This is a genomic window from Marinimicrobium sp. UBA4209, assembly GCF_002381585.1.
In the GTDB taxonomy this organism is placed as follows: Bacteria; Pseudomonadota; Gammaproteobacteria; order Pseudomonadales; family Cellvibrionaceae; genus Marinimicrobium; species Marinimicrobium koreense.
On record NZ_DFTP01000015.1, the window covers coordinates 5,829 to 27,286 of the forward strand.

Consider the following 21,458-nt stretch of genomic DNA (forward strand, 5'->3'; position numbering starts at 1 on the left):
GTTCAGAACGTACTGGCCAAGTGCTACGGTTCTACCAACCCGGTAAACGTTGTTCGTGCCACTTTTAACGCGCTGAAGTCTATGGCGTCTCCGGACTCTGTAGCGGCCAAGCGTGGCAAAAGTGTCGAAGAGATCCTGAATTAATTGGCGTTGCCAGTTAACTGATTGCGGAATACGACCATGGCTAAGAAAATGATCAAAGTGACTCAAGTCCGTAGTACCGCGGGTCGCCTGAAGAAGCATCAGGCTAGCGTTGCCGGTTTGGGTCTGCGCCGTATCGGCCACACCGTTGAGGTGGAAGACACTCCCTCCGTGCGTGGGATGATTAACTCTGTAAACTATCTGGTACAGGTAGAGGGAGAATAAGATGCGTCTTAACGAGCTGAGTCCCGCCCCCGGTAGCACCCATAGCAAGAAGCGCGTGGGTCGCGGTATCGGTAGTGGCCTGGGCAAGACCGCCGGTCGCGGTCACAAAGGTTTGAAGTCCCGTTCCGGTGGTAGCGTTGCTCCGGGCTTTGAAGGCGGTCAGATGCCGCTGCAGAAGCGTCTGCCGAAGTATGGTTTCAGTTCTCGCATTGGTCGTGTCACTGCCGAAGTTCGTCTCTCAGAGCTGAACAAGGTGGAGGGCGATACCATCGATATCGAAACTCTGAAGCAGGCCGATGTCATTGGTGCTAACATGAAGCGCGCCAAGATCTTCGCATCTGGCGAGCTCAGCAAAGCGGTTACCGTACGCGGTATTGCGGTCACCAAAGGTGCCAAGGCTGCGATTGAAGCAGCCGGCGGGAAAGTCGAAGAGTAAGGGGCGCCAACATGGCAACTCCCGGTAATCCTTCGTTGGGGAATCAGAAAGGTCTGGGCGAGCTTTGGGCTCGCCTACGTTTTTTGTTCCTGGCGATCGTAGTCTACCGAATTGGTACTCATATTCCGGTTCCCGGTTTGGATCCCGAGCGGATTGCCAACCTGTTTAACCAGAATCAGGGTACCATTCTGGGTATGTTCAACATGTTCTCCGGGGGTGCCCTGGAGCGCATGAGTATTCTGGCGTTGGGTATCATGCCGTACATCTCTGCATCTATTATCATGCAGTTGATGACCGCCGTGACTCCCTCGCTGGAGCAGCTTAAGAAAGAAGGTGACGCGGGTCGCCGCAAGATCAACCAGTACACCCGTTACGGTACGGTGGTGCTGGCTACGGTTCAGGCGATGGCAATGTCAGTGAGCTTTTCCGGGTTTGCTTATGGTGGCGAAGCGGATTTTGCGTTTCACTTCATTGCGGTCACCTCTCTGGTTACCGGCGCCGTCTTCATGATGTGGTTGGGCGAGCAGGTCACTGAAAAAGGTATCGGCAACGGCATTTCAATGCTCATTTTCGCCGGTATTGTGGCGGGTTTGCCGAGCGCGGTCGGTCAGGCGTTTGAGAGTGCCCGTCAGGGCGATCTGCACCTGCTACTGTTGCTGGTGATTGCGGTCATCGCGTTGGCGGTAATCTGGGGTGTGGTCCGGGTAGAACGCGGACAGCGTCGGATTACGGTAAACTACGCGAAGCGTCAGCAGGGACGTAATGCCTATGCCGCTCAGACCAGTCACCTGCCGCTGAAGATCAATATGGCCGGCGTGATTCCGGCGATCTTTGCCAGCAGTATTCTGCTGTTCCCGGCGTCCATTGCCCAATGGTTTGGCGAGGGCGGCGATGGCTTCGCCAGCGACTTCCTTCAGGATCTCGCTCTGGCGATTGGTCCGGGTCAGCCTCTGAACATTCTGCTGTTCGCGGCGCTGATCTCGTTCTTCTGCTTCTTCTACACGGCGTTGATGTTCAACCCGAAAGAAGTCGCGGATAACCTGAAGAAGTCCGGTGCCTACATCCCGGGGATTCGCCCGGGTGAGCAATCGGCCCGCTATATCGACAGTGTCCTGACCCGTCTGACGGTAGTGGGTGCTGTTTATATGTCGGCTGTGTGCCTGATGCCCCAGTTCCTGGTGGTGGCGGCCAATGTTCCCTTCTACTTGGGGGGCACGTCGTTGCTGATCGTGGTAGTGGTGGTCATGGACTTTATGTCCCAGGTTCAGGCGCACTTGATGTCTCATCAGTACGAGTCACTGATGAAGAAGTCTAACTTGAAGGGATATGGCAGCGGCAACGCTCGCTAATCCCCATTACTAGGGTAGGATCATGAAAGTTCGTGCTTCTGTTAAAAAGATCTGCCGCAACTGCAAGATGGTTAAGCGCAACGGCGTACTGCGAGTAATTTGCCACGCTGAGCCTCGCCACAAGCAGCGGCAGGGTTAAGAATTGGACGCCCGGCCCCCCTCCAGGGGCGGGGCGTACATGAGGGGGCGTTGACTGTCGTCCGGGGAGAAATCCCCGGGCTATTGATTTTTGGTGATTTTACCGCTATCCTTGCGCGCCTTTTAGGGTGTTGGGTGGCGTAAGTTGCCGTCAACGCTGCAATTTTAGTGTTACTGGAGTAATTTGAATGGCCCGTATTGCTGGTGTAAACATACCAGATCACAAGCACGCGGTTGTCTCCCTGACTTACGTCTATGGGATCGGCCGTACTACTGCGCAACAGATCTGTGCCGCTACTGGCATCGCCGAAGACGCCAAAATGGGTAGTCTTTCCGAGGAACAGCTCGACGCGATCCGTAACGAGCTTGGCAAGCATACCGTAGAGGGTGACTTGCGCCGTGTTGTGTCGATGAACATCAAGCGTCTGATGGACCTGGGCTGCTATCGCGGTCTGCGTCACCGTCGCAGCTTGCCGGTCAATGGTCAGCGTACCAAGACCAACGCTCGCACACGTAAGGGCCCGCGCAAGCCGATTAAGCGTTAATCGATCTGCGCCAGTCATTCAAATACGGTAACTACAGGTTAGGAAGAGATTGCTATGGCGAAGCCAGGTAATAAAACCGCAACGAAAAAGAAAGTCAAGAAGACGGTGGTCGATGGGGTTGCCCACATCCACGCGTCCTTCAATAACACCATTGTCACTATCACCGACCGTCAGGGTAATACCCTGAGCTGGGCTACCTCTGGTGGTTCTGGCTTCCGCGGTTCGCGCAAAAGCACCCCGTTTGCTGCCCAGGTAGCTGCGGAGCGCGCCGGTGAGGCAGCGAAAGAATACGGTCTTAAGAACCTCGACGTAGAAGTGAAGGGCCCTGGCCCTGGCCGCGAATCCGCAGTTCGCGCACTTAATAATGTTGGTTACAAGATCACCAACATTGTCGACGTTACGCCGATTCCGCACAACGGCTGCCGTCCTCCCAAGAAACGTCGAGTGTAAGGGGAACTAGATAATGGCTCGTTATATTGGACCTACATGTAAACTGTCCCGTCGTGAAGGCACCGACCTCTTTCTGAAGAGTGGTGCTCGTGCGCTGGATTCGAAGTGTAAACTGGAAAGCGTTCCTGGCCAGCATGGTCAGCGTCGTGGTCGTCTGTCTGACTATGGTGTGCAGCTGCGTGAAAAGCAGAAGGTACGTCGCACCTATGGCATGATGGAAAAGCAGTTCCGCAGCTACTACCAAGAAGCCGCTCGCCGTAAGGGTGCCACCGGTGAGAACCTGTTGAAGCTGCTCGAAGGCCGCCTTGATAACGTTGTGTACCGGATGGGCTTTGGCTCTACCCGTGCAGAAGCGCGTCAGCTGGTGACCCATAAGGCGATCAGCGTCAACGGCAAAACCCTGAACATTCCGTCCTATCAGGTGCAGGAAGGTGATGTGGTTGCCGTTCGCGAGAAGGCCAAGAATCAGTTGCGTATTCAGAACGCCCTGACCCTTGCCGGCCAGCGCAGCAATGTTGAGTGGATCGATGTGAACGCGGACAAGAAAGAAGGTGTTTTCACCCGAGTTCCCGATCGCAGTGAATTGCCCGCTGAAATCAACGAGAACCTTATTGTCGAGCTTTACTCCAAGTAAGGGACTAACCGCTAACAGGTGTGGCTATGCAGACTGCAGTAAACGAATTTTTGACTCCGCGTCATATCGATGTGACCGAAAACAGCACGACCCACGCTCGAGTGGTGTTGGAGCCGCTTGAGCGCGGTTTCGGTCACACTCTGGGCAATGCCCTACGGCGTATTCTGCTCTCCTCCATGGCGGGCTGTGCCATTACTGAAGCCGAGATTGACGGTGTGCTGCACGAGTACAGCGCAATTGAGGGTGTGCGGGAAGACGTTATTGAAATCCTGCTCAACCTCAAGAACGTTGCGGTTGTGATGCACGGTAAGGATCGCGCGGTTCTGACTCTGAAGAAGAAGGGCCCGGGTGTCGTTACCGCCGGAGATATCCAGGTTGATCACGATATTGAGGTGAAAAACCCCGATCACGTGATTGCCCATATCACCGGTGATACCGAGCTGAACATGCGCCTGACCGTGGCTCGTGGTCGCGGCTACGAGCCGGCTGACGCCCGTCGTCACGACGAGGACGAAAGTCGCGCGATTGGTCGCCTGCAGCTGGATGCGACTTACAGCCCGGTCCGTCGTCTTGCCTATACGGTCGAGAGTGCCCGTGTAGAGCAGCGTACCGACCTGGACAAGCTGATTCTGGATCTGGAGACCAACGGTACCATCGATCCGGAAGAAGCGATTCGTCGTGCAGCGACCATCCTGCAACAGCAGCTGGCCGTGTTCGTCGACCTGGAGGCTGAGAAGCAGTCCACGCCGGAAGAGAAAGAGGAAGCAATTGATCCTGTTCTTCTGCGTCCGGTTGATGATCTCGAACTGACAGTTCGCTCTGCGAACTGCCTGAAGGCAGAGAATATCTACTATATCGGTGATCTGATTCAGCGCACAGAAGTTGAGCTGTTGAAGACCCCGAACCTCGGTAAGAAGTCTCTGACAGAGATCAAAGATGTCCTCGCCTCGCGCGGTTTGTCACTCGGTATGCGTTTGGAAAACTGGCCCCCGGCCAGCTTGAAGAACGAAGACTGATAATACATTGTTTCGTCGCCGGTCGTTTGGCCGGCGGTTAACGAGATCGCTGTGAAGCGATCGTTAGTGAAGGGTTTAGCGTCATGCGTCATCGTCATAGTGGCCGTCAACTGAATCGTAACAGCTCTCATCGCAAAGCCATGTTTCGCAATATGACCGCGTCTCTGGTTGAGCACGAGCTGATTAAAACCACCTTGCCCAAGGCCAAAGAACTGCGTCGCGTAGCCGAGCCGCTGATTACTTTGGCCAAGAAGGACAGTGTTGCCAACCGTCGTCTGGCGTTCAGTCGCCTGCGTGATAAAGAAGCGGTAGGTAAACTGTTCGCGGAGCTGGGTCCTCGTTATGAGTCCCGCCCCGGTGGCTATATCCGTATCATGAAGTGTGGCTTCCGTGCCGGCGACAAGGCCCCCATGGCCTATGTTGAGCTGGTGGACCGCCCCCAGATTGAAGCGGGTGAAGAGCCGGTAGAAGCGGCAGCGGATACCGCCGAGTAATATCGGCGCCGCGCTGATGATGTCTTTCGTGGACATCATTGAAGCAGATACAAAAAAGCCAGGCTGATGCCTGGCTTTTTTGTATCTGCGAGAAATGCTTTTAGTCAGGCTTTCTCGGCTTTCTTTTTCCCTTTTTTGCGCTTTGCCGCCACCTTCAGCATCGGTTTGAGGAAACGACCGGTGTGGGATTGTGTCTGCTCAGCCACCGCCTCCGGCGTGCCGGTGGCGATAATCTCGCCCCCACCCGAGCCGCCTTCCGGCCCCAGGTCGATAAGCCAGTCAGCGGTTTTGATCACGTCAAGGTTGTGCTCAATCACCACCACTGTATTGCCGTGATCCCGTAACCGGTGCAGAACCGCCAGAAGTTGCTCGATATCGTAAAAGTGCAGCCCGGTCGTCGGTTCATCGAGAATGTAGAGAGTCTGGCCGGTGTCCCGTTTTGAGAGCTCGCGGGAGAGCTTGACCCGCTGCGCTTCCCCGCCAGACAAGGTCGTCGCCGCCTGGCCCAGCCGAATGTAGGAAAGTCCCACGTCCATGAGCGTCTGCAGCCGATTGGCAATCGCAGGGACCGGGTCGAAGAAGGTTCTGGCTTCTTCGACAGTCAGCTCCAGCACTTCGTGAATGCTTTTGCCTTTGTATTTCACCTCCAGTGTCTCGCGGTTATAGCGCTTGCCTTTACATACGTCGCAGGGCACATAGACGTCCGGCAGAAAGTGCATCTCCACCTTGGTGACCCCGTCGCCCTGGCAGGCTTCGCAGCGGCCACCGCGGACGTTGAAACTGAATCGTCCTGGTTTGTAACCGCGTGAGCGGGCTTCCTGGGTTCCGGCAAACAGCTCTCTGATGGGGGTAAAAATGCCGGTATAGGTTGCCGGGTTGGAGCGTGGGGTGCGGCCGATCGGGCTCTGATCAATATCGACGCATTTATCGAAGTGATCCATGCATTCAACGGTTTCATAGGGCGCCGCCTTGAGCGTGGTGGCGCCATTGAGTTCCGTCGCCGCGAGCGGGTGAAGTGTGGCATTGATCAGGGTGGACTTACCGGAACCCGATACCCCGGTGACACAGGTCATCAGGCCCACCGGGAGCTCCAGGGTGACGTTTTTCAGGTTGTTACCCCGGGCGCCGGTGATTCGGAACATCCGGTCGGGGTCTACAGGATGACGCTCCGCTGGCACAGCGATTTCCCGCTTGCCGCTGAGGTACTCCCCGGTAATCGAGCCGTCGGTGGCCATGATGGCGTTGACGTCGCCCTGGGCGATCACCTGACCGCCGTGAACGCCAGCGCCCGGGCCGATATCGATCACATGGTCGGCCTGGCGTATGGCATCTTCATCGTGTTCGACCACAATCACCGTATTGCCGATATTGCGCAGGTGGGTCAGTGTACGGAGTAAGCGCTCATTGTCGCGCTGGTGCAGCCCGATCGAGGGCTCGTCCAGGATGTACATGACGCCCACCAGGCCGGCACCGATCTGACTCGCGAGGCGGATTCGCTGCGCCTCGCCCCCGGACAGGCTGTCCGCGCTGCGGTTCAGAGACAGGTAATTCAGACCCACATCCACCAGAAAGCGGAACCGGTCGCGCAGCTCCTTGAGTATTTTCTCCGCAATGCTCGCCTTGCTGCCGTGAAAGTTGAGGGCGCTGAAGTAGTCGTAGGCCTCCCCGACTGGCAGCTCGGTCATCTGGGGCAGGGTGTGCTCGTCGATGAACACATTGCGCGCCTCCTCTCGCAGACGTGCGCCGCCGCAGCTGGGGCAGGATTGGGAGGACATGTACTTGGCCAGCTCCTCGCGAACCGACGAGGATTCGGTGTCCCGATAGCGCCGCTCCATATTGGGCAGGACACCCTCAAACCGGTGCCGACGCTGGTAGAGGTCGCCGCGCTCGTTAATGTAACTGAAGTCAATTTCCTCATCGTCCGAGCCGTATAGCACCACCCGCCGGTCTTTGGCTTTGAGCTTTTTCCAGGGCGTATCGATATCGAAACCGTAGTGCTCCGCCAGAGAGTCGAGCATGTGGTAGTAGTAGATATTGCGCCGGTCCCAGCCGCGAATGGCACCTTCGGCCAGAGATGCTTCGGGGTTCTGTATCACCCGGGATTCATCAAAGAACTGCTTCACACCCAGACCGTCGCAGGTCGGGCAGGCGCCGGCGGGATTGTTGAACGAGAACAGGCGCGGTTCCAGCTCACTCAGGCTGTAATCGCAGACTGGGCAGGCATGCTTGGCGGAGAACAGTTGGTCATCCTGTTCGCCATCCATAAAGCTGATGCCGGCCAACCCTTCGGTCAGGTTCAAAGCGGTCTCGAAGGACTCGGCAAGCCGGGTCTGCAGGTCGGGCCGGACTTTGAACCGGTCTACCACCACCTCGATGGTGTGCTTTTTCTTCTTGTCCAGCTTGGGCAGGTCATCCAGGTCCACCAGAATGCTGTCCACCCGGGCACGGATAAACCCTTCGCGCTTCAGTTGCTCGAAGATATGTAAGTGCTCACCTTTGCGATCCCGGATAACCGGGGCCAGAAGCATGAGCTTGGTGCCCTCGGGCAGGGCGAGCACCGTGTCGACCATTTCGCTGACGGTTTGGGCCGATAATGGCTCACCGTGCACCGGGCAGCGGGGCTCACCTACCCGGGCGAATAGCAGGCGCAGATAGTCATAAATCTCGGTAATGGTGCCCACGGTGGAGCGCGGGTTGTGGGAGGTGGATTTCTGTTCGATGGAGATGGCCGGGCTCAACCCTTCCACGTGGTCGACGTCGGGCTTTTCCATCATGGAGAGGAATTGCCGGGCGTAGGTGGAGAGTGATTCCACATAGCGTCTCTGGCCCTCGGCGTACAGGGTGTCGAAGGCGAGTGAGGACTTACCCGAGCCGGACAGGCCGGTAATCACGACGAGTTTGTCCCGCGGTATGTCGAGGTCGATATTCTTGAGGTTATGGGTGCGCGCCCCCCGAACCAGAATGGTATCCATCATGTCTCCCGAAACGACCAAATCCCCCATTATACGCATTCCCACCGAGGGGCGGTCACCCGGGTTGTAAAGGATTGTAGTGAGTAATAGTCACGCCCGGTTTGGAGCGGGGCATACCCGACCCTGAGCCGGACTTGATGAAGGCTTAGGGTCAAAGGGTTTGGGCGTGCAGTGTGTTAGAATTCGCCTCCCATTTACCCATGTGAATCAGGAGCTGTCCTTGCCGATTGTTCAGGCCCCCTTCGAGCGCCGCACGGTGGTCTCCCTGGCACTGCTGTACGCCTTCCGTATGCTCGGGCTGTTCATGGTCCTGCCGGTGCTCACCCTCTATGGCGACGACTACCGCCACGCCACCCCCCTGCTACTGGGCCTGGCCCTGGGCGCCTACGGCTTCAGTCAGGCACTGCTCCAGATTCCTTTCGGTATCCTCTCCGACCGCATCGGCCGAAAGCCCGTCATCACCGTCGGTTTGTTAGTGTTCACTCTCGGCAGCGTGGTTGCTGCGCAGGCCGATTCGGTTTATGAACTGGTGCTCGGGCGCCTGCTCCAGGGGGGCGGTGCCATCGCTGGCGCGGTGATGGCCTTGTTGGCGGACCTTACGGCCGAAGAGAACCGCACCAAGGCCATGGCGACCATCGGTGGTGCGATTGGTGTCTCCTTCTCATTGGCGCTGGTGATTGGCCCCCTGCTGGCCAACTGGGGCGGCCTCGCGGCGGTGTTCTGGTTGACCGCCGCACTGGGGCTGGTCGGATTGTGGATCGTCTGGCAACTGGTGCCGACGGTTCAGCGACCGCCGCGCCGGCGGCGCGAAGTCGGGGCCGTTCCGGAGCTGATCCGACAGGTATTGGCCAATCGCGAGTTGCTGCGCCTGAACCTGGGCATCTTCGTGCTGCACTTTGTGCTGATGGCCCTGTTTCTGGTCATGCCTCAGCGTCTGGAAACGGACCTCGGTATTGCCCGGGGGGATCACTGGTTTGTCTATCTGCCGCTGCTGGCGGGCGCCTTTGCGGCCATGCTGCCGTTCATCATCATCGCCGAGAAGCGTCGGCAGATGAAGCCGGTGTTTCTCGGCGCCATTGCCCTGTTGGGACTCGCGCTGGCGGCACAGCCCTGGGTCAGCTCGTTATTCGCCGTGTTGGCCATTCTGTTTGTGTTCTTTATGGCGTTCAACCTGCTGGAAGCCAGCCTTCCCTCACTGGTCAGCAAGATTGCGCCAGCGGGGGGGAAGGGCACCGCCACCAGTATTTATGCCAGCTGCCAATTTTTCGGCGCCTTTGCCGGCGGTGCCCTGGGCGGTTGGGTGTTTCAGGTGGGAGGGTTGCCGGCGGTATCGGCGGTGGCCGTAACGCTGGTGTTGCTCTGGTGGCTGGCCGCCGTGGGCATGCGCCCGCCCCGTTACCTGGCCAGCGTTCTGATTCCGCTCAAAGGCAAGGTCAGCGACCGGTTCAGTGAAGAGCTATACGCCGTGCCCGGCGTGGCCGAAGTGGTGGTCGTGGAAAGCGAGGGGACCGCTTACCTCAAGGTGGACCCCCGGGTGGTGGACCGCAAGCGGCTGTCCTCCATCGCCGAACAGTGTGTGTTGGCCCGGTGAACCCATTCACCGACTGACAGCCAAGGGCCGCTGGTGTATCCTGACGGCCATTTAAGACAGTTTACGAACAGGAGAACATCATGGCTCGGGGAATCAACAAAGTCATTCTGATCGGGAACCTGGGTGCCGACCCGGAAACCCGCTACATGCCCTCCGGTGGGGCGGTGACCAACGTCAATTTGGCCACCAGTGACCAGTGGAAAGACAAGCAGACCGGCCAGCCACAGGAGCGCACCGAGTGGCACCGGGTGGTCTTTTTCAACCGTCTGGCCGAGATTGCGGGCGAGTATCTGAAAAAGGGCAGCAAAGTCTACATCGAAGGCTCCTTGCGTACCCGCAAGTGGCAGGGGCAGGACGGTCAGGACCGCTACACCACTGAAATTGTCGCCAATGAGATGCAGATGCTCGACGGCCGTGGTGGTGACAACAGCAATTATGGCGGCGGTGGCGGTTATGGCAATCAGTCCGGCCCGTCGGACGATTACTCCGCGCCACAAGGTGGCGGCAATTACGGCGGCCCCCAGAATGCGCCCGCTCAGGGTGGGCAGCAGAACGCGCCACGGGGCGGCGGGCAGCCTCAGCAGCCAGCCGGCGGCTTTGACAGCTTTGATGATGACATTCCGTTCTAAAGCCACGTCCAGGTGAGTTGCCGCGTTTGAAACTGCTGTTGACTGACGCCTCCCATGCCCTGGGCAAAGCGCTCGAGCACGAGCTTGAGCGCGAACCCTTTGCGCTGATCATGCCCGAGTCGGCCCGACTGAACTGGACCGATATCGGGGAGGTTCGCGCCTGGATCGAGCATCAGCGCCCCAGGCTGGTGATCAACACCCTGGGTTGGGCCGATCGGCCCGATAGCGCTCACTGCTCCCTGATCCCCCGGGCCGCCGCCATCCTGGCTCAGGTTTGCGAGGAGCAGCGCCTGCCCATGATCCAGCTGTCCAGCTATCAGGTCTTTGGCGGGGATAACAAAAGCAGTCATGCCGAAAAAGACGAACCCATGCCCCAAAGTGACGCCGGGCGCGCCTGGTTGGCGGCCGAGCAGGCGGTGACCGGGGTGCTGTCGAAGCGGTTGATTCTCCGCCTGAGCTGGATGATTGGCAGCTATGGTGACAACCGCCTGACCCGCCTTCTTGGCGCGATTTTCAGTGGTCAGGGGGAGGTGCCGGTCCATGTCCGACTGAAAGGGTCACCCACGGCGCTGTCCGATGCGGCCCGAGTGATCGTGGGCGTGGTCAAACAGATCAGCTGTGGGGCGGAGAACTGGGGGGTCATGCATTACGCCAGTCGCGAGCCCTGCAGCGAAGCGGATTTTGCGGAAAAGGTGATTGCCGTACTGGGCCAGCTTGACAGCATGCCGGAGGGGGTCGAGCTGACGAGGCTGGAGTCCTTGCCTCCGGATGAGCCTATCAGCGCGGTGTTGGGTGGGCGGCGCCTGCGGGATGGCTTTGGCGTACAGGCAAGGGCTTGGGAGCCCTACCTGGTACCTATGGTCAAACAGTGGCTGCACCAGCGCCAGGGTTGATCAGCCGGAAGTCAGGACATAAAAACGTGGTGGACATAAAAAAACGCGGCCGATGCCGCGTTTTTTTATGTCCATCTGAACAGGGTCTGGCGTATCAGTCGGCCATGCGCTGGAACACCAGGCAGGCATTGGTGCCGCCAAAACCGAAGCTGTTGGACATGACCCGCTCCAGAGTCACCCCATCCTGACGCTCGGTCGCGATCGGCAGCCCTTCGGCTTCGGGGTCCAGCTGGGTGATGTTCGCCGAGGCACAGATGAAGTCGTGCTTCATCATCAGGAGGCTGTAGATGGCCTCCTGTACGCCGGTGGCACCCAGAGAATGCCCGGTGAGGGATTTGGTGGAGCTGATGGTCGGCACCTTGTCGGTAAAGGTGGCGCGAATGGCCTTCAGTTCAGCCAGGTCGCCCACCGGCGTACTGGTGCCGTGTGAGTTGATGTAATCAATGTCCCCGTCGGTGGTCGCCAGGGCCTGCTTCATGCAGCGAATGGCGCCTTCACCGGAAGGGGCCACCATGTCGTAACCGTCAGAGTTGGCGCCGTAGCCAACCAGTTCGGCGTAGATCTTTGCGCCGCGAGCCTTGGCATGCTCATACTCTTCCAGTACCAGGCAACCACCACCACCGGCAATGACAAAACCGTCGCGCTCTGCATCATAGGCGCGTGATGCTTGTTCGGGATGGTCGTTGTACTTGGTGGACAGGGCGCCCATGGCGTCGAACAGGCTGGTCAATGTCCAGTGCTCTTCCTCACCACCACCGGCAAATACGATGTCCTGTTTGCCCAGCTGGATCTGCTCCATGGCGCTACCAATACAGTGGGCGCTGGTGGCGCAGGCGGAGGAGATGGAGTAGTTCAGCCCCTTGATTTTGAAGGGTGTGGCCAGGCAGGCCGAGGTGGTGCTGCCCATGGTCTGGGTGACCCGGTAGGGGCCGACCCGCTTCAGGCCTTTCTCCCGCAGTACGTCAGCTGCTTCCACCAGGTTCTTGGAGGAGGCGCCGCCAGAGCCCATGATGATACCGGTGCGCTCGTTTGACACCAGCGACTCATCGAGGCCGGCGTCAGCAATGGCCTGATCCATGGAAATATAGGCAAAGGCCGCCGCATCGCCCATGAAGCGAAGCACTTTGCGATCAATGCACTCTTTCAGGTCAATGTCGATGGAGCCCGCCACTTGGCTGCGGAAACCCATCTCGGCATAGCTGTCCTGAAATTTGATGCCGGAACGGCCTGCGCGTAATGCCTCGAGTACGGTGGCAATATCATTACCTAAGCAGGACACAATGCCCATGCCGGTAACTACAACGCGTTTCATAGGCTACCTCTTATCTCTGTTTGTAGCGGAAGCAGTGGGCGCCATTATGCCATACAAACCGCTCTGTCGGGGCGGGGATTGGACCGCTCGACAGAAGCTGAGTTCAGCGCCACGGGCTGGCCCGGCCGCCCGATTTAGAAGGAATCAGTGTTCTGAAACAGACCGACGCGCAAATCCTTGGCAAAGTAGATGTCTTTGCCATCGACGGATACCCGGCCGTCGGCGATGCCCATGATCAGCTTGCGCTCAATGACCCGCTTCAGGTTGATGTGATAGGTGATTTTTTTGGCGGTGGGCAGAATCTGCCCGGTAAATTTCACTTCACCGCAGCCTAGGGCCCGTCCCTTACCGGGGTTGCCCTTCCAGCCCAGGAAAAAACCCACCAGTTGCCACATGGCGTCCAGGCCCAAACAGCCGGGCATAACCGGGTCGCCGGGGAAGTGGCAGTCAAAGAACCACAGGTCGGGAGAAATATCGAGCTCGGCGATGATTTCGCCTTTGCTGAATTCCCCGCCCGTTTCGCTGATATGGGCGATCCGGTCGAGCATCAGCATATTGGGCACGGGCAACTGGGCGTTGCCGGGGCCAAACAGGCGGCCGTGGCCACACTCGAGCAGTTCGTCACGGCTGTAGGCGTTCTTTTGGGCAAAGGCGTTCATAATAGGGGCTCTGTTACAGTCTATATCGGCCCATCGGTCACCGTTGCGGGTGGATTCAGGGCGGCAAAGGTCGCCATTCTACCGACTGTGGGGAGCTTGTCTAGTGAGTCCGGGCCAGGGCGAACTCCGCCACCTCGGCCATGGCCCGGGTGTAGGCGTTCTCTGGCAGGGCCGCCAGCTGTGCCCTGGCGCTGGCGACCTGGGCGCGAGCGCGCTCGAGCGTGTATTCCATGGCGCCAGTTTCCTCGACGATGCGCAGGATCTCCGGCAGCTTTGTGGTGTCTCCCGCCCGGATCGCACCTGCCACCAGCGCCTTCTGGTCCGGTGTTCCCGTCTGCATAGCATAAATCAGGGGCAGGGTGGGTTTACCCTCCGCCAGGTCGTCACCGACGTTCTTGCCCAGGGCCTCGGCGTCTCCCTGATAGTCGAGCGCATCGTCTACCAGCTGAAAGGCCATACCGACGTGGTGGCCGTAGGCCCTCAGCGCCTGGCGCTGGTCGGGGGCTGCCTCGCTGAGAACCGCTGCCACTTCGCAGGCTGAGGCAAACAGGATGGCCGTCTTTTTGTCGATCACTGAGAAGTAATTGCTCTCCGTGACGGCGGGGTCCTTGGCGTTGACCAACTGCTGGACCTCGCCCTCCGCGATACGGTTAGTGGTTTCCGACAGCACCGACATGATGTCCATACTGCCAATGGCCACCATCATCTGAAATGCCCGGGAATACAGGAAGTCCCCCACCAGCACCGCCGGGGCGTTACCCCACTGGGCGTTGGCGGTAATGCGCCCGCGCCGGCGCTCCGAAGTGTCGACCACATCGTCGTGGAGCAGGGTGGCGGTGTGGATGAACTCGATGATCGCCGCCAGGTCCAGATTGTCCTGTCCTCTATAGTCCAGTGCCCGGCAAGTGAGCAGCACCATCAGCGGGCGCAATCGCTTGCCCCCGGCTTCAATAAGGTAGTGACCAATATTCTCGACCAGCTCTACATCGGAGTGGAGCTGTTCGATGATGCGCTGGTTAACGGCTTCGAAATCGTCCGCAACAACCTGGTGGAAAGGCAGCATGGGGCTTGGGCTCTGTTGCTGATAAAGGAAAGGCATCCTAGGCAGGGAGGGGGTGGCTGTCAAGAATTCCGGCGCCTACCGTCAACCGGCCCATCGGTGCCTCCCCTCCGGTGCTCGTCACAAAACCTTCACAAAACTGTCGCCCAAGATTCATAAAACTTGTTGAACATAGGCGCCACACGACGAGATGAGCCGAGTTGCTTGCAAGGCTTTCTCCGACCAGACATGGACTATGGGTCGAGGCCGGTAGTCCCCGTTTTCAAAAAAAGCGATCCATCAGGAGTGCTCAACCTATGAAAATCACGACCCTTGTTAGCGTAACCGCTTTGACTGCAGTGCTGGCGGCTTGTGGCGGCGGCGATATCGAGATCGATGCCCGCAACCAGTCCAGTGTCGACAACTCAGTTGGCGATAACAGCAACAATAACACCAGTGGTGGTGGAGGTGGCGAAACCGTAGATAACCCCTGTGCCTCCTATGAACAAGACGGCGAGACCTTCCAGGGCTCATACGATGCGCCCAACTGCGTATACGGCACCGATTTTGTCAGCCTGAGCAAGCCCTACACCGGTTCTGAAGAGCTGGTTTTTGGCGACCTGTCCAATGACGGCGCCCACATCTTCAACGACAGCCTGATGATCGGTCAGGGCTACGACAACGACGCTGACATGGAAGCGGCTGGCATTGCCCAGGGTGGTGACGGCTCTGTATTGCGCCTGGAAGCGGGCACCATTCTGGCCTTCCGCTCCAACGATGATTACTTTGTGGTCAATCGCGGTTCCCAGATCTTTGCTGAAGGCACTGTGGAAGAGCCGGTTGTGGTGACTTCTACCTCCGATATCGAAGGTACCGTAGGACCCGAAGATGTCCAGCAGTGGGGCGGCATGATCATCAATGGTTTCGGTATCACCAACAAGTGTGCCTACACCGGCACCATGATGGATGGCGATCTGGCGACCTCCGATTGCCATATCGCCGCTGAAGGTAAGGCCGGCGCTGGCCAGACTTACTACGGTGGTGACAACAATGAAGACAGCTCCGGCTCCCTGGAGTACTTCATGGTCAAGCACACTGGTGCCCAGGTGGCTCCGGGTAACGACCTGAACGGCATTTCTTTCAACGCGGTCGGTTCCGGTACCGAGGTGAACTTCCTGCAGGTTTACTCAACCTACGACGACGGTATCGAGTTCTTCGGTGGCGCGGTTGATATCAACAACTACGTGGGTCTGTATGTCCGCGATGACTCCATCGATATCGACGAAGCCTATGTCGGCACCATCAACAACGCATTGGTGATTCAGGGCGAGACCGATGGCGATCACTGCATCGAGTCCGACGGTATCGGCAGCTACAGCAGCCAGGATCAGGCCACTATCGACGATTTCGTGGCTCGCGGCCTGAACTCTCGCGCTACCATCAATAACCTGACCTGTATCGTCTCTCCGAATGCGGCGGGTACTCATGCTGATGGCCACGGCTGGCGCATCCGGGAAGCGCACTTCCCGACCATCCGCAACTCCATCCTGACCACCGCTTACATGGGTGACCAGGCGGACGATAACTACTGTGTTCGCATCGAATCGGCTGAAGGTCTGCAGGCGGCTCAGGACGGTGACCTGGTGATAGAAGAGTCCATCATCGCCTGTGCCACCCTGACCAACGGCGGCCCGCTGCCGGACAGCACCACCACTCGTGCCTTCCTCGAAGCCAACAACGACGTGATGCAGACCGCGGCTGACGGTGAAGACCCGACCGCTGACGACGTCGATGTCAATCTGGCCATCCTGGATGGTTTCTACTCCCTGCCGCTGGGCGACATGGTGGTCAACGGTAACGCCACTCAGGTGACTCCGGTAGATGCAGACTTTGTCGGTGGCGTGACCGCTGACAACGACTGGACCGCGGGATGGACTTACGGCCTGCACCCGGACAATCGTGCCCAGCCGCTGTGGTTCGAAGCGGCTGAATAAGCCCCGACTGCAACGAGTCAACACACGATTGCCGTAACGAAAGGGCGCCTTACGGCGCCCTTTCTACTAGGCGGCTCTCTACAGCTTCACTAGATAGGGCAGTTCAGATGAACAGCAAACAATTTTCAACTCACCTCGCTCGTGCCGGCTTCAGCGTCAGTCTGCTCAGCGCTTTGATCAGTGCCTCGGCCGTGGCCCAGGACGATGACAGTGCACCGACCCAGCCGCCGGTGATGGCACCGCCGGTCATGGAAGAGTTGCTGGTGACCGGCGGCCGCCTGATGAGCGGCGCGGAAAGTCTGGCCGTGGAGCGTCAGGAAGCGGCGGTGGCGACTGACCTGCTTGGCGCGGATCAGATCAGCCGGATTGGCGACTCAACCGTCGCGCTGGCGTTGACACGCGTTCCCGGGGTCACCCTGGTGGATGGCAAGTTTGTCTTTGTGCGCGGGCTGGGTGAGCGCTACTCCAACACCACGCTCAACGGCGCCATGGTGCCGTCCCCGGACCTGTCACGCAACGTGCTGCCGCTGGACATCATTCCGACCTCCATTGTGGATTCTCTGGCAATCCAGAAAGTGCCGTCAGCGGACAAGCCTGCCGCCTTTGGTGGTGGTAGTGTCGACATCCGTACCACCAGTATTCCGGACGATATTCTGTTCAACATTGAGCTGGGTACCGGCACCAACACCGCTTCCTCGGATTTTCTGACCTACACCGGTGGTGAGGATGATCGCTGGGGTTCCGATGATGGCGCCCGGGCGCTGTCGCCTCAGTTGAGTGCGGCTCTGGATCAGTACCGCGGTGATGTCTCCATCAACAATATCAATACGGTTGCCCGTCTGGATTCTATTGAGGACGCCGCGGCGATCAACCGTCAATTGGCCGCCGGTCTCAATCGGGACATCAGCCCTCGGGAAACCTCCGGCGAGCCGGATATCGAAGCCGAGATCAATCTGGGTAACAATTATTACCTGCCCAATGACATGGAGTTCGGCTTTCTGGCCGGTGCGGCTTATGACAGCAGCTGGCGCAATCGCGAAGTGGTCCAGCGCCGCTTTCAGGACCCTGAGAACCAGGTGGTCACCGAGGATGAGACCGTCAACTCGGTGGATATTTCCGGCAACCTGAGTTTTGGGCTTCGTCTGAACGCGGAAAACTCCATTGAAACCACCAGTATCTGGTTGCGCAACACCGACGACGAAGTGTCGGTGCGTGATTACTTCAACGCCAACCGTCTGCTGTCCGATGGACAGGGTTTCCGCAACACCGAGCTGCGCTACGAGCAGCGTGAGCTGGAAGTGCATCAGGTGCACGGGGAGCACGAGCTGGGTTGGGATACGCTGGATGCACTGGGCCTCAGTGACAGCCTGGACTTCCTGCGTGGCCTGAGCTTCGACTGGTATATTTCGGACAGCGAGGCGTCCACGGACCTGCCGAATGAAGTCAATGCGTTGAGCCTGACGGTAACCGATCCACAGACCGGTGAGGTTCAGTCGTCGGCGTTCAGCGGCGCCAACAATACTGCTGCGAGTTATCGCTACTCGGATCTGCGCGACTACGTCGACAGCAACGGCTTCACTATAACAATGCCGGCCACCCTGGGTAACTGGGAGTTTGCCCTGTCCGGGGGGATGGATTACTGGCAGAAGTCCCGCACCTACGAGCAGTATGAGTTCTATCTGGGCAGCACCACGCTCGGGAACAGCGATCCACTGTTCACTCAGGACCTGAGTAGCATCCTGGCGGACGACAACCTGCTCGATCCGGCCAATGGCTTCCAGGTCACCAACAACTCCGGCAATGCCAACAGCTATGTGGCGGCCAATAAGGTGAACGCGGCCTTCGGCCAGCTGGACATGACCTGGGATTACACCTGGCGTCTGGTGATTGGTAGTCGCTGGGAAGATTATCAACAGGTGAACCTGCCGTGGAACCCGGTCAACTATGACGGCAGTCAGTTCCCGGGCATGGAAAGCCCCGACCCGCAGGTCGTGGCCGACTACTTCCAGGAAGTGACTTACACCGAGGACGATGTGTACAACTCGGTGGCGCTGACCTGGATGACCCAGGACTTCTGGGCGGAAGACTTCCAGCTGCGGGCCAGCTTTGGTGAAACCACCGTGCGTCCGGACCTGAGGGAAATCTCCGGTTCCAGTTACTTTGATCCGATCACCGACATTGTGGTCAACGGCAATCCGGACGTGGTGCCTTCCCAGATCGATAACTTCGACCTGCGCGCCGAGTGGTTCTTCTCCGGTGGGGACAACTTCACCCTGTCCATGTTCTACAAGGACATTGTGAACCCCATCGAGCAGTTTGAAGGGGCCGCTACGGATGACAATATCCGGGCAGAGATCCACAACGGCGACAGCGCGGAGCTGTACGGGCTGGAAGTCGAGTTCCTGAAGAGCCTGGGCGATATGGCGGCGGTGCTGGATCCCTTCTTTGTGCAAGGTAACTTCACCTTCATGGATCAGGAGCTGGTGGCCGGCAACAATGCCGATGCACCCACCAACCCGATTCGCCCGCTTCAGGGCGCCTCCGATGTGGTCAGCAACCTGATTCTGGGTTACGACTCATCCGATGGCATGCACTCGGCCACGCTGTCCTACAACTCCTTCAGCGAGCGCCTGTTCTTCGCAGGTCGCAACGGGGCGCCGGACAGCTTCGAGCAACCGTTCCACTCGCTGGATTTCACCTACTCTTTCTACCCCAGTGACAACTTCACCGTGAAGCTGAAAGTCAAGAACCTGCTGGACGAGAACCTGGTGATCGAGCGGACCAATACCGCCTCCGACGGCAGCACGCAGGATGTGGAGATCTACAACCAGGAGCGGGGTCAGGATCTCAGTCTGAGTGTCCAGTACCGCTTCTGACGGTGTTCCGGATACTTTTCTGCTGCTTGGGCCGCTCTTTTGAGCGGCTTTTTTCTATAAAAAGCCGAAACTGTCATAATAAATTAACATAACTCTGCTAAGCGCAATGCTACTCTTTGGGCATGGGATAAAGGGTTTATAGCCGGATTTGCGCCGTCCGTCATCCAACAAACCCCCTCAGTGCCAATGAAAGAGGATAAGAGCATGAAAAAAGTCGTAGTCAGCGCCCTGGTCGCGCTGGGCCTGGGTTCAGTGGGCAGTGTCGCGGCCGAACAATATCAGCCTGCGGGCTTTGGTGAAGATACACTCCGCTACCTGGAGGCCGCTGTGGCGCCTCCAGCCTTGACCGCCAATACACCGGTGGCCTCCGTCTACTGTCAGGCGGATGTGGGTACCGATGGTCTGACCCGCAATGTGTCCTGCTATGAGCGTGACGGTTTCACCGACCTGCGCGATCAGGTGGAAGAGGCCATGGCGACCCGGCGTTTCTCCGCCGCCACGGTCGATGGTGAGCCGGTGCCGGTACGGATGGTGTTCCGGGTGGTCTATGCCGACCTGGAAGGCCAGCCTCCGGTCATGCTGCTGCCCAACCTGGGGCACATGCAGGGCGATTTCGGCTATCAGTACAGCGCCCCGCAGGAGCGGCTGGACGACCGGAACTGGTACTCCCTGTACCGTAAAAACGACTGGAGCCAGGGCCAGCCCTTCTTCAGCGATGAAGGCGAGTTGACCCGGGTATTGGCCTGGGTGAACGACAGCGGTCGGGTGATCTCGGCGCGCAGCCTGGAGAGCCACAGTGAGCACCGGCGCGATGCCCGGGCGGTGGAAAAAGCCCTTGAGGCTTCTCGCTTCCTGCCCGGCATGGTCAGTGGCAAACCGGAAAAAATGCGCTACGTGGCGGTGCTGCACTACCCGAACTAAGCCGATTCCAGAAGAACGCGCCGATCCACCGGCTGGCCGAAAGGTCAGTCGGTTTTTTGTGTCTGGCTGAGTCAATCTGATAAAGAGGTTGACCTTTTACCAATGTGTCGATATGTTTCGACATATGGAAATTAAAGACGCTATTCCGAGCTTTGCCGCCCTTTCTCAGGAAACCCGTCTGGCGGCGTATCGTCTGCTGGTCCGCCACGAACCCGAGGGACTGGCCGCTGGTGAGATCGCCCGTCAGTTGGGGGTACCTCACAACACCATGTCCACACACCTTGCCACATTGGCCCGGGCGGGCTGGGTTGTTTCTGAGCGACATAGCCGGTCCATTATCTATCGCGCCAATATCCAGCATATGAACGACGTCATTCAGTTCCTGGTCCGGGATTGCTGCGCGGGTCACCCGGAAGTCTGTGTGCCGACAGCCGTTAGACCAAATGGGACTTGCTGAGCAGCAGGGGCACCGGGCTTACCAGAGGCCCTTATCCAATCAGGTTTGATGATTACAGTGGAGCAGACTAGTGGGATTGTTTGAGCGGTATTTATCGGTTTGGGTTGCTCTGGCCATCGGGGTCGGTGTTGCGCTGGGTCTGGTGTTCCCGGCAGCGTTCCAAATGCTGTCCGGTTGGCAGTATGCCCAGGTCAACCTGGTCGTGGCGGTTTTCATCTGGTTGATGATCTACCCGATGATGGTGCAGGTGGACTTAACCTCCATCAAAGATGTGGGTAAGCGCCCCCGGGGCCTGTTTCTGACCCTGGTGGTCAACTGGTTGATCAAACCCTTTACCATGGCGGCGCTGGGCTGGTTATTTTTTCGCGTGTTTTTTGCCGGTTGGGTTGACCCGCAGACCGCCACGGAATACATCGCGGGGATGATCCTGCTGGGGGTGGCGCCATGCACCGCCATGGTGTTTGTCTGGAGTCAGCTGACCAAGGGTGATCCCAACTACACGCTGGTGCAGGTCTCCATCAACGATCTGGTACTGGTGTTTGCGTTTGCGCCGCTGGCCGCGTTTTTGCTGGGCATGACCGATATCACTGTGCCCTGGCAGACACTGGTATTGTCTGTTGTTCTTTACGTGGTGCTGCCGTTGATCGCCGGTGCGGTCACTCGTCGTTGGCTATTGGCCCGCGGCGG

21 protein-coding genes and 1 pseudogene are annotated in these 21,458 nt (G+C 58.5%); 18 read left to right on the forward strand and 4 right to left on the reverse strand.

Annotated elements, in window-relative coordinates; translation table 11 throughout:
* The 10 genes and pseudogenes from B3187_RS02715 to rplQ form a co-directional block, all read left to right on the forward strand.
* A pseudogene (locus B3187_RS02715) lies at window positions 1-144 on the forward strand (30S ribosomal protein S5); the annotation flags it as partial.
* A gap of 36 nt (window positions 145-180) precedes the next feature.
* A complete protein-coding gene (gene rpmD, locus B3187_RS02720) occupies window positions 181-366 on the forward strand; it encodes a 50S ribosomal protein L30 (RefSeq protein ID WP_024462492.1) in 186 nt (61 codons plus the stop codon).
* Window position 367: 1 nt separating this feature from the next.
* Window positions 368-802: a 50S ribosomal protein L15 gene (rplO, locus tag B3187_RS02725; protein WP_024462493.1), complete on the forward strand. Its 435-nt coding sequence runs from the start codon at window positions 368-370 to the stop codon at window positions 800-802.
* An 11-nt stretch (window positions 803-813) separates the two neighbouring features.
* Window positions 814-2,151, forward strand: coding sequence for a preprotein translocase subunit SecY (gene secY, locus B3187_RS02730; protein WP_024462494.1), 1,338 nt, complete (start codon window positions 814-816; stop codon window positions 2,149-2,151).
* A gap of 22 nt (window positions 2,152-2,173) precedes the next feature.
* Window positions 2,174-2,290, forward strand: coding sequence for a 50S ribosomal protein L36 (gene rpmJ, locus B3187_RS02735; protein ID WP_081666256.1), 117 nt, complete (start codon window positions 2,174-2,176; stop codon window positions 2,288-2,290).
* A 187-nt stretch (window positions 2,291-2,477) separates the two neighbouring features.
* Window positions 2,478-2,834: a 30S ribosomal protein S13 gene (rpsM, locus tag B3187_RS02740; RefSeq protein WP_024462495.1), complete on the forward strand. Its 357-nt coding sequence runs from the start codon at window positions 2,478-2,480 to the stop codon at window positions 2,832-2,834.
* Between the two features lie 54 nt (window positions 2,835-2,888).
* Window positions 2,889-3,284 carry a 30S ribosomal protein S11 gene (gene rpsK, locus B3187_RS02745; RefSeq protein ID WP_024462496.1) on the forward strand — a complete coding sequence of 132 codons (396 nt, stop codon included), beginning with the start codon at window positions 2,889-2,891 and terminating at the stop codon, window positions 3,282-3,284.
* A gap of 13 nt (window positions 3,285-3,297) precedes the next feature.
* On the forward strand, window positions 3,298-3,918 hold the full coding sequence (gene rpsD / locus B3187_RS02750; protein WP_286804489.1) for a 30S ribosomal protein S4: 621 nt from the start codon (window positions 3,298-3,300) through the stop codon (window positions 3,916-3,918).
* A 26-nt stretch (window positions 3,919-3,944) separates the two neighbouring features.
* Window positions 3,945-4,934, forward strand: a complete 990-nt coding sequence (locus B3187_RS02755) for a DNA-directed RNA polymerase subunit alpha (RefSeq protein WP_286804490.1) — start codon at window positions 3,945-3,947, stop codon at window positions 4,932-4,934.
* Between the two features lie 83 nt (window positions 4,935-5,017).
* Window positions 5,018-5,428 (forward strand): 50S ribosomal protein L17, encoded by a 411-nt coding sequence (rplQ, locus tag B3187_RS02760; protein ID WP_024462499.1) that lies wholly within the window; start codon window positions 5,018-5,020, stop codon window positions 5,426-5,428.
* Window positions 5,429-5,532: 104 nt separating this feature from the next.
* Here the strand turns inward: rplQ and uvrA are convergent, their stop codons facing one another.
* Window positions 5,533-8,400: an excinuclease ABC subunit UvrA gene (gene uvrA, locus B3187_RS02765; RefSeq protein ID WP_286804498.1), complete on the reverse strand. Its 2,868-nt coding sequence runs from the start codon at window positions 8,398-8,400 to the stop codon at window positions 5,533-5,535.
* 220 nt (window positions 8,401-8,620) lie between these two features.
* On the opposite strand from uvrA, the gene B3187_RS02770 reads away from it, so the two are divergent.
* The 3 genes from B3187_RS02770 to B3187_RS02780 all read left to right on the forward strand — a co-directional run bounded on the left by B3187_RS02770 (window position 8,621) and on the right by B3187_RS02780 (window position 11,513).
* Complete coding sequence (locus B3187_RS02770; RefSeq protein ID WP_339619451.1) at window positions 8,621-9,991, forward strand: MFS transporter; 1,371 nt, start codon at window positions 8,621-8,623, stop codon at window positions 9,989-9,991.
* An 80-nt stretch (window positions 9,992-10,071) separates the two neighbouring features.
* Window positions 10,072-10,620 (forward strand): single-stranded DNA-binding protein, encoded by a 549-nt coding sequence (ssb, locus tag B3187_RS02775; protein ID WP_024462502.1) that lies wholly within the window; start codon window positions 10,072-10,074, stop codon window positions 10,618-10,620.
* Between the two features lie 26 nt (window positions 10,621-10,646).
* On the forward strand, window positions 10,647-11,513 hold the full coding sequence (locus B3187_RS02780) for an SDR family oxidoreductase (protein WP_286804491.1): 867 nt from the start codon (window positions 10,647-10,649) through the stop codon (window positions 11,511-11,513).
* Window positions 11,514-11,607: 94 nt separating this feature from the next.
* Here the strand turns inward: B3187_RS02780 and fabB are convergent, their stop codons facing one another.
* From fabB to B3187_RS02795, 3 genes are all read right to left on the reverse strand, one after another.
* Entirely contained in the window at window positions 11,608-12,825 is a 1,218-nt protein-coding gene (gene fabB, locus B3187_RS02785; protein WP_286804492.1) for a beta-ketoacyl-ACP synthase I, read from the reverse strand.
* Between the two features lie 134 nt (window positions 12,826-12,959).
* Complete coding sequence (gene fabA / locus B3187_RS02790) at window positions 12,960-13,484, reverse strand: 3-hydroxyacyl-[acyl-carrier-protein] dehydratase FabA (protein ID WP_024462505.1); 525 nt, start codon at window positions 13,482-13,484, stop codon at window positions 12,960-12,962.
* A gap of 100 nt (window positions 13,485-13,584) precedes the next feature.
* A complete protein-coding gene (locus B3187_RS02795) occupies window positions 13,585-14,547 on the reverse strand; it encodes a polyprenyl synthetase family protein (RefSeq protein WP_123639550.1) in 963 nt (320 codons plus the stop codon).
* Window positions 14,548-14,840: 293 nt separating this feature from the next.
* Here B3187_RS02795 and B3187_RS02800 point away from each other — a divergent pair, with 293 nt between their 5' ends.
* The 5 genes from B3187_RS02800 to B3187_RS02820 all read left to right on the forward strand — a co-directional run.
* Window positions 14,841-16,517, forward strand: coding sequence for a serine/threonine protein kinase (locus tag B3187_RS02800; protein WP_123639549.1), 1,677 nt, complete (start codon window positions 14,841-14,843; stop codon window positions 16,515-16,517).
* Between the two features lie 107 nt (window positions 16,518-16,624).
* Complete coding sequence (locus tag B3187_RS02805) at window positions 16,625-19,393, forward strand: TonB-dependent receptor domain-containing protein (RefSeq protein WP_286804493.1); 2,769 nt, start codon at window positions 16,625-16,627, stop codon at window positions 19,391-19,393.
* Between the two features lie 204 nt (window positions 19,394-19,597).
* The gene (locus B3187_RS02810; protein WP_286804494.1) at window positions 19,598-20,314 is read left to right on the forward strand and encodes a hypothetical protein; all 717 of its coding nucleotides are present in this window, start codon (window positions 19,598-19,600) and stop codon (window positions 20,312-20,314) included.
* Between the two features lie 112 nt (window positions 20,315-20,426).
* Window positions 20,427-20,771 carry an ArsR/SmtB family transcription factor gene (locus B3187_RS02815; protein ID WP_238559289.1) on the forward strand — a complete coding sequence of 115 codons (345 nt, stop codon included), beginning with the start codon at window positions 20,427-20,429 and terminating at the stop codon, window positions 20,769-20,771.
* Window positions 20,772-20,841: 70 nt separating this feature from the next.
* The coding region (locus B3187_RS02820; RefSeq protein ID WP_286804495.1) for an arsenic resistance protein at window positions 20,842-21,458 on the forward strand (617 nt) is incomplete at its 3' end.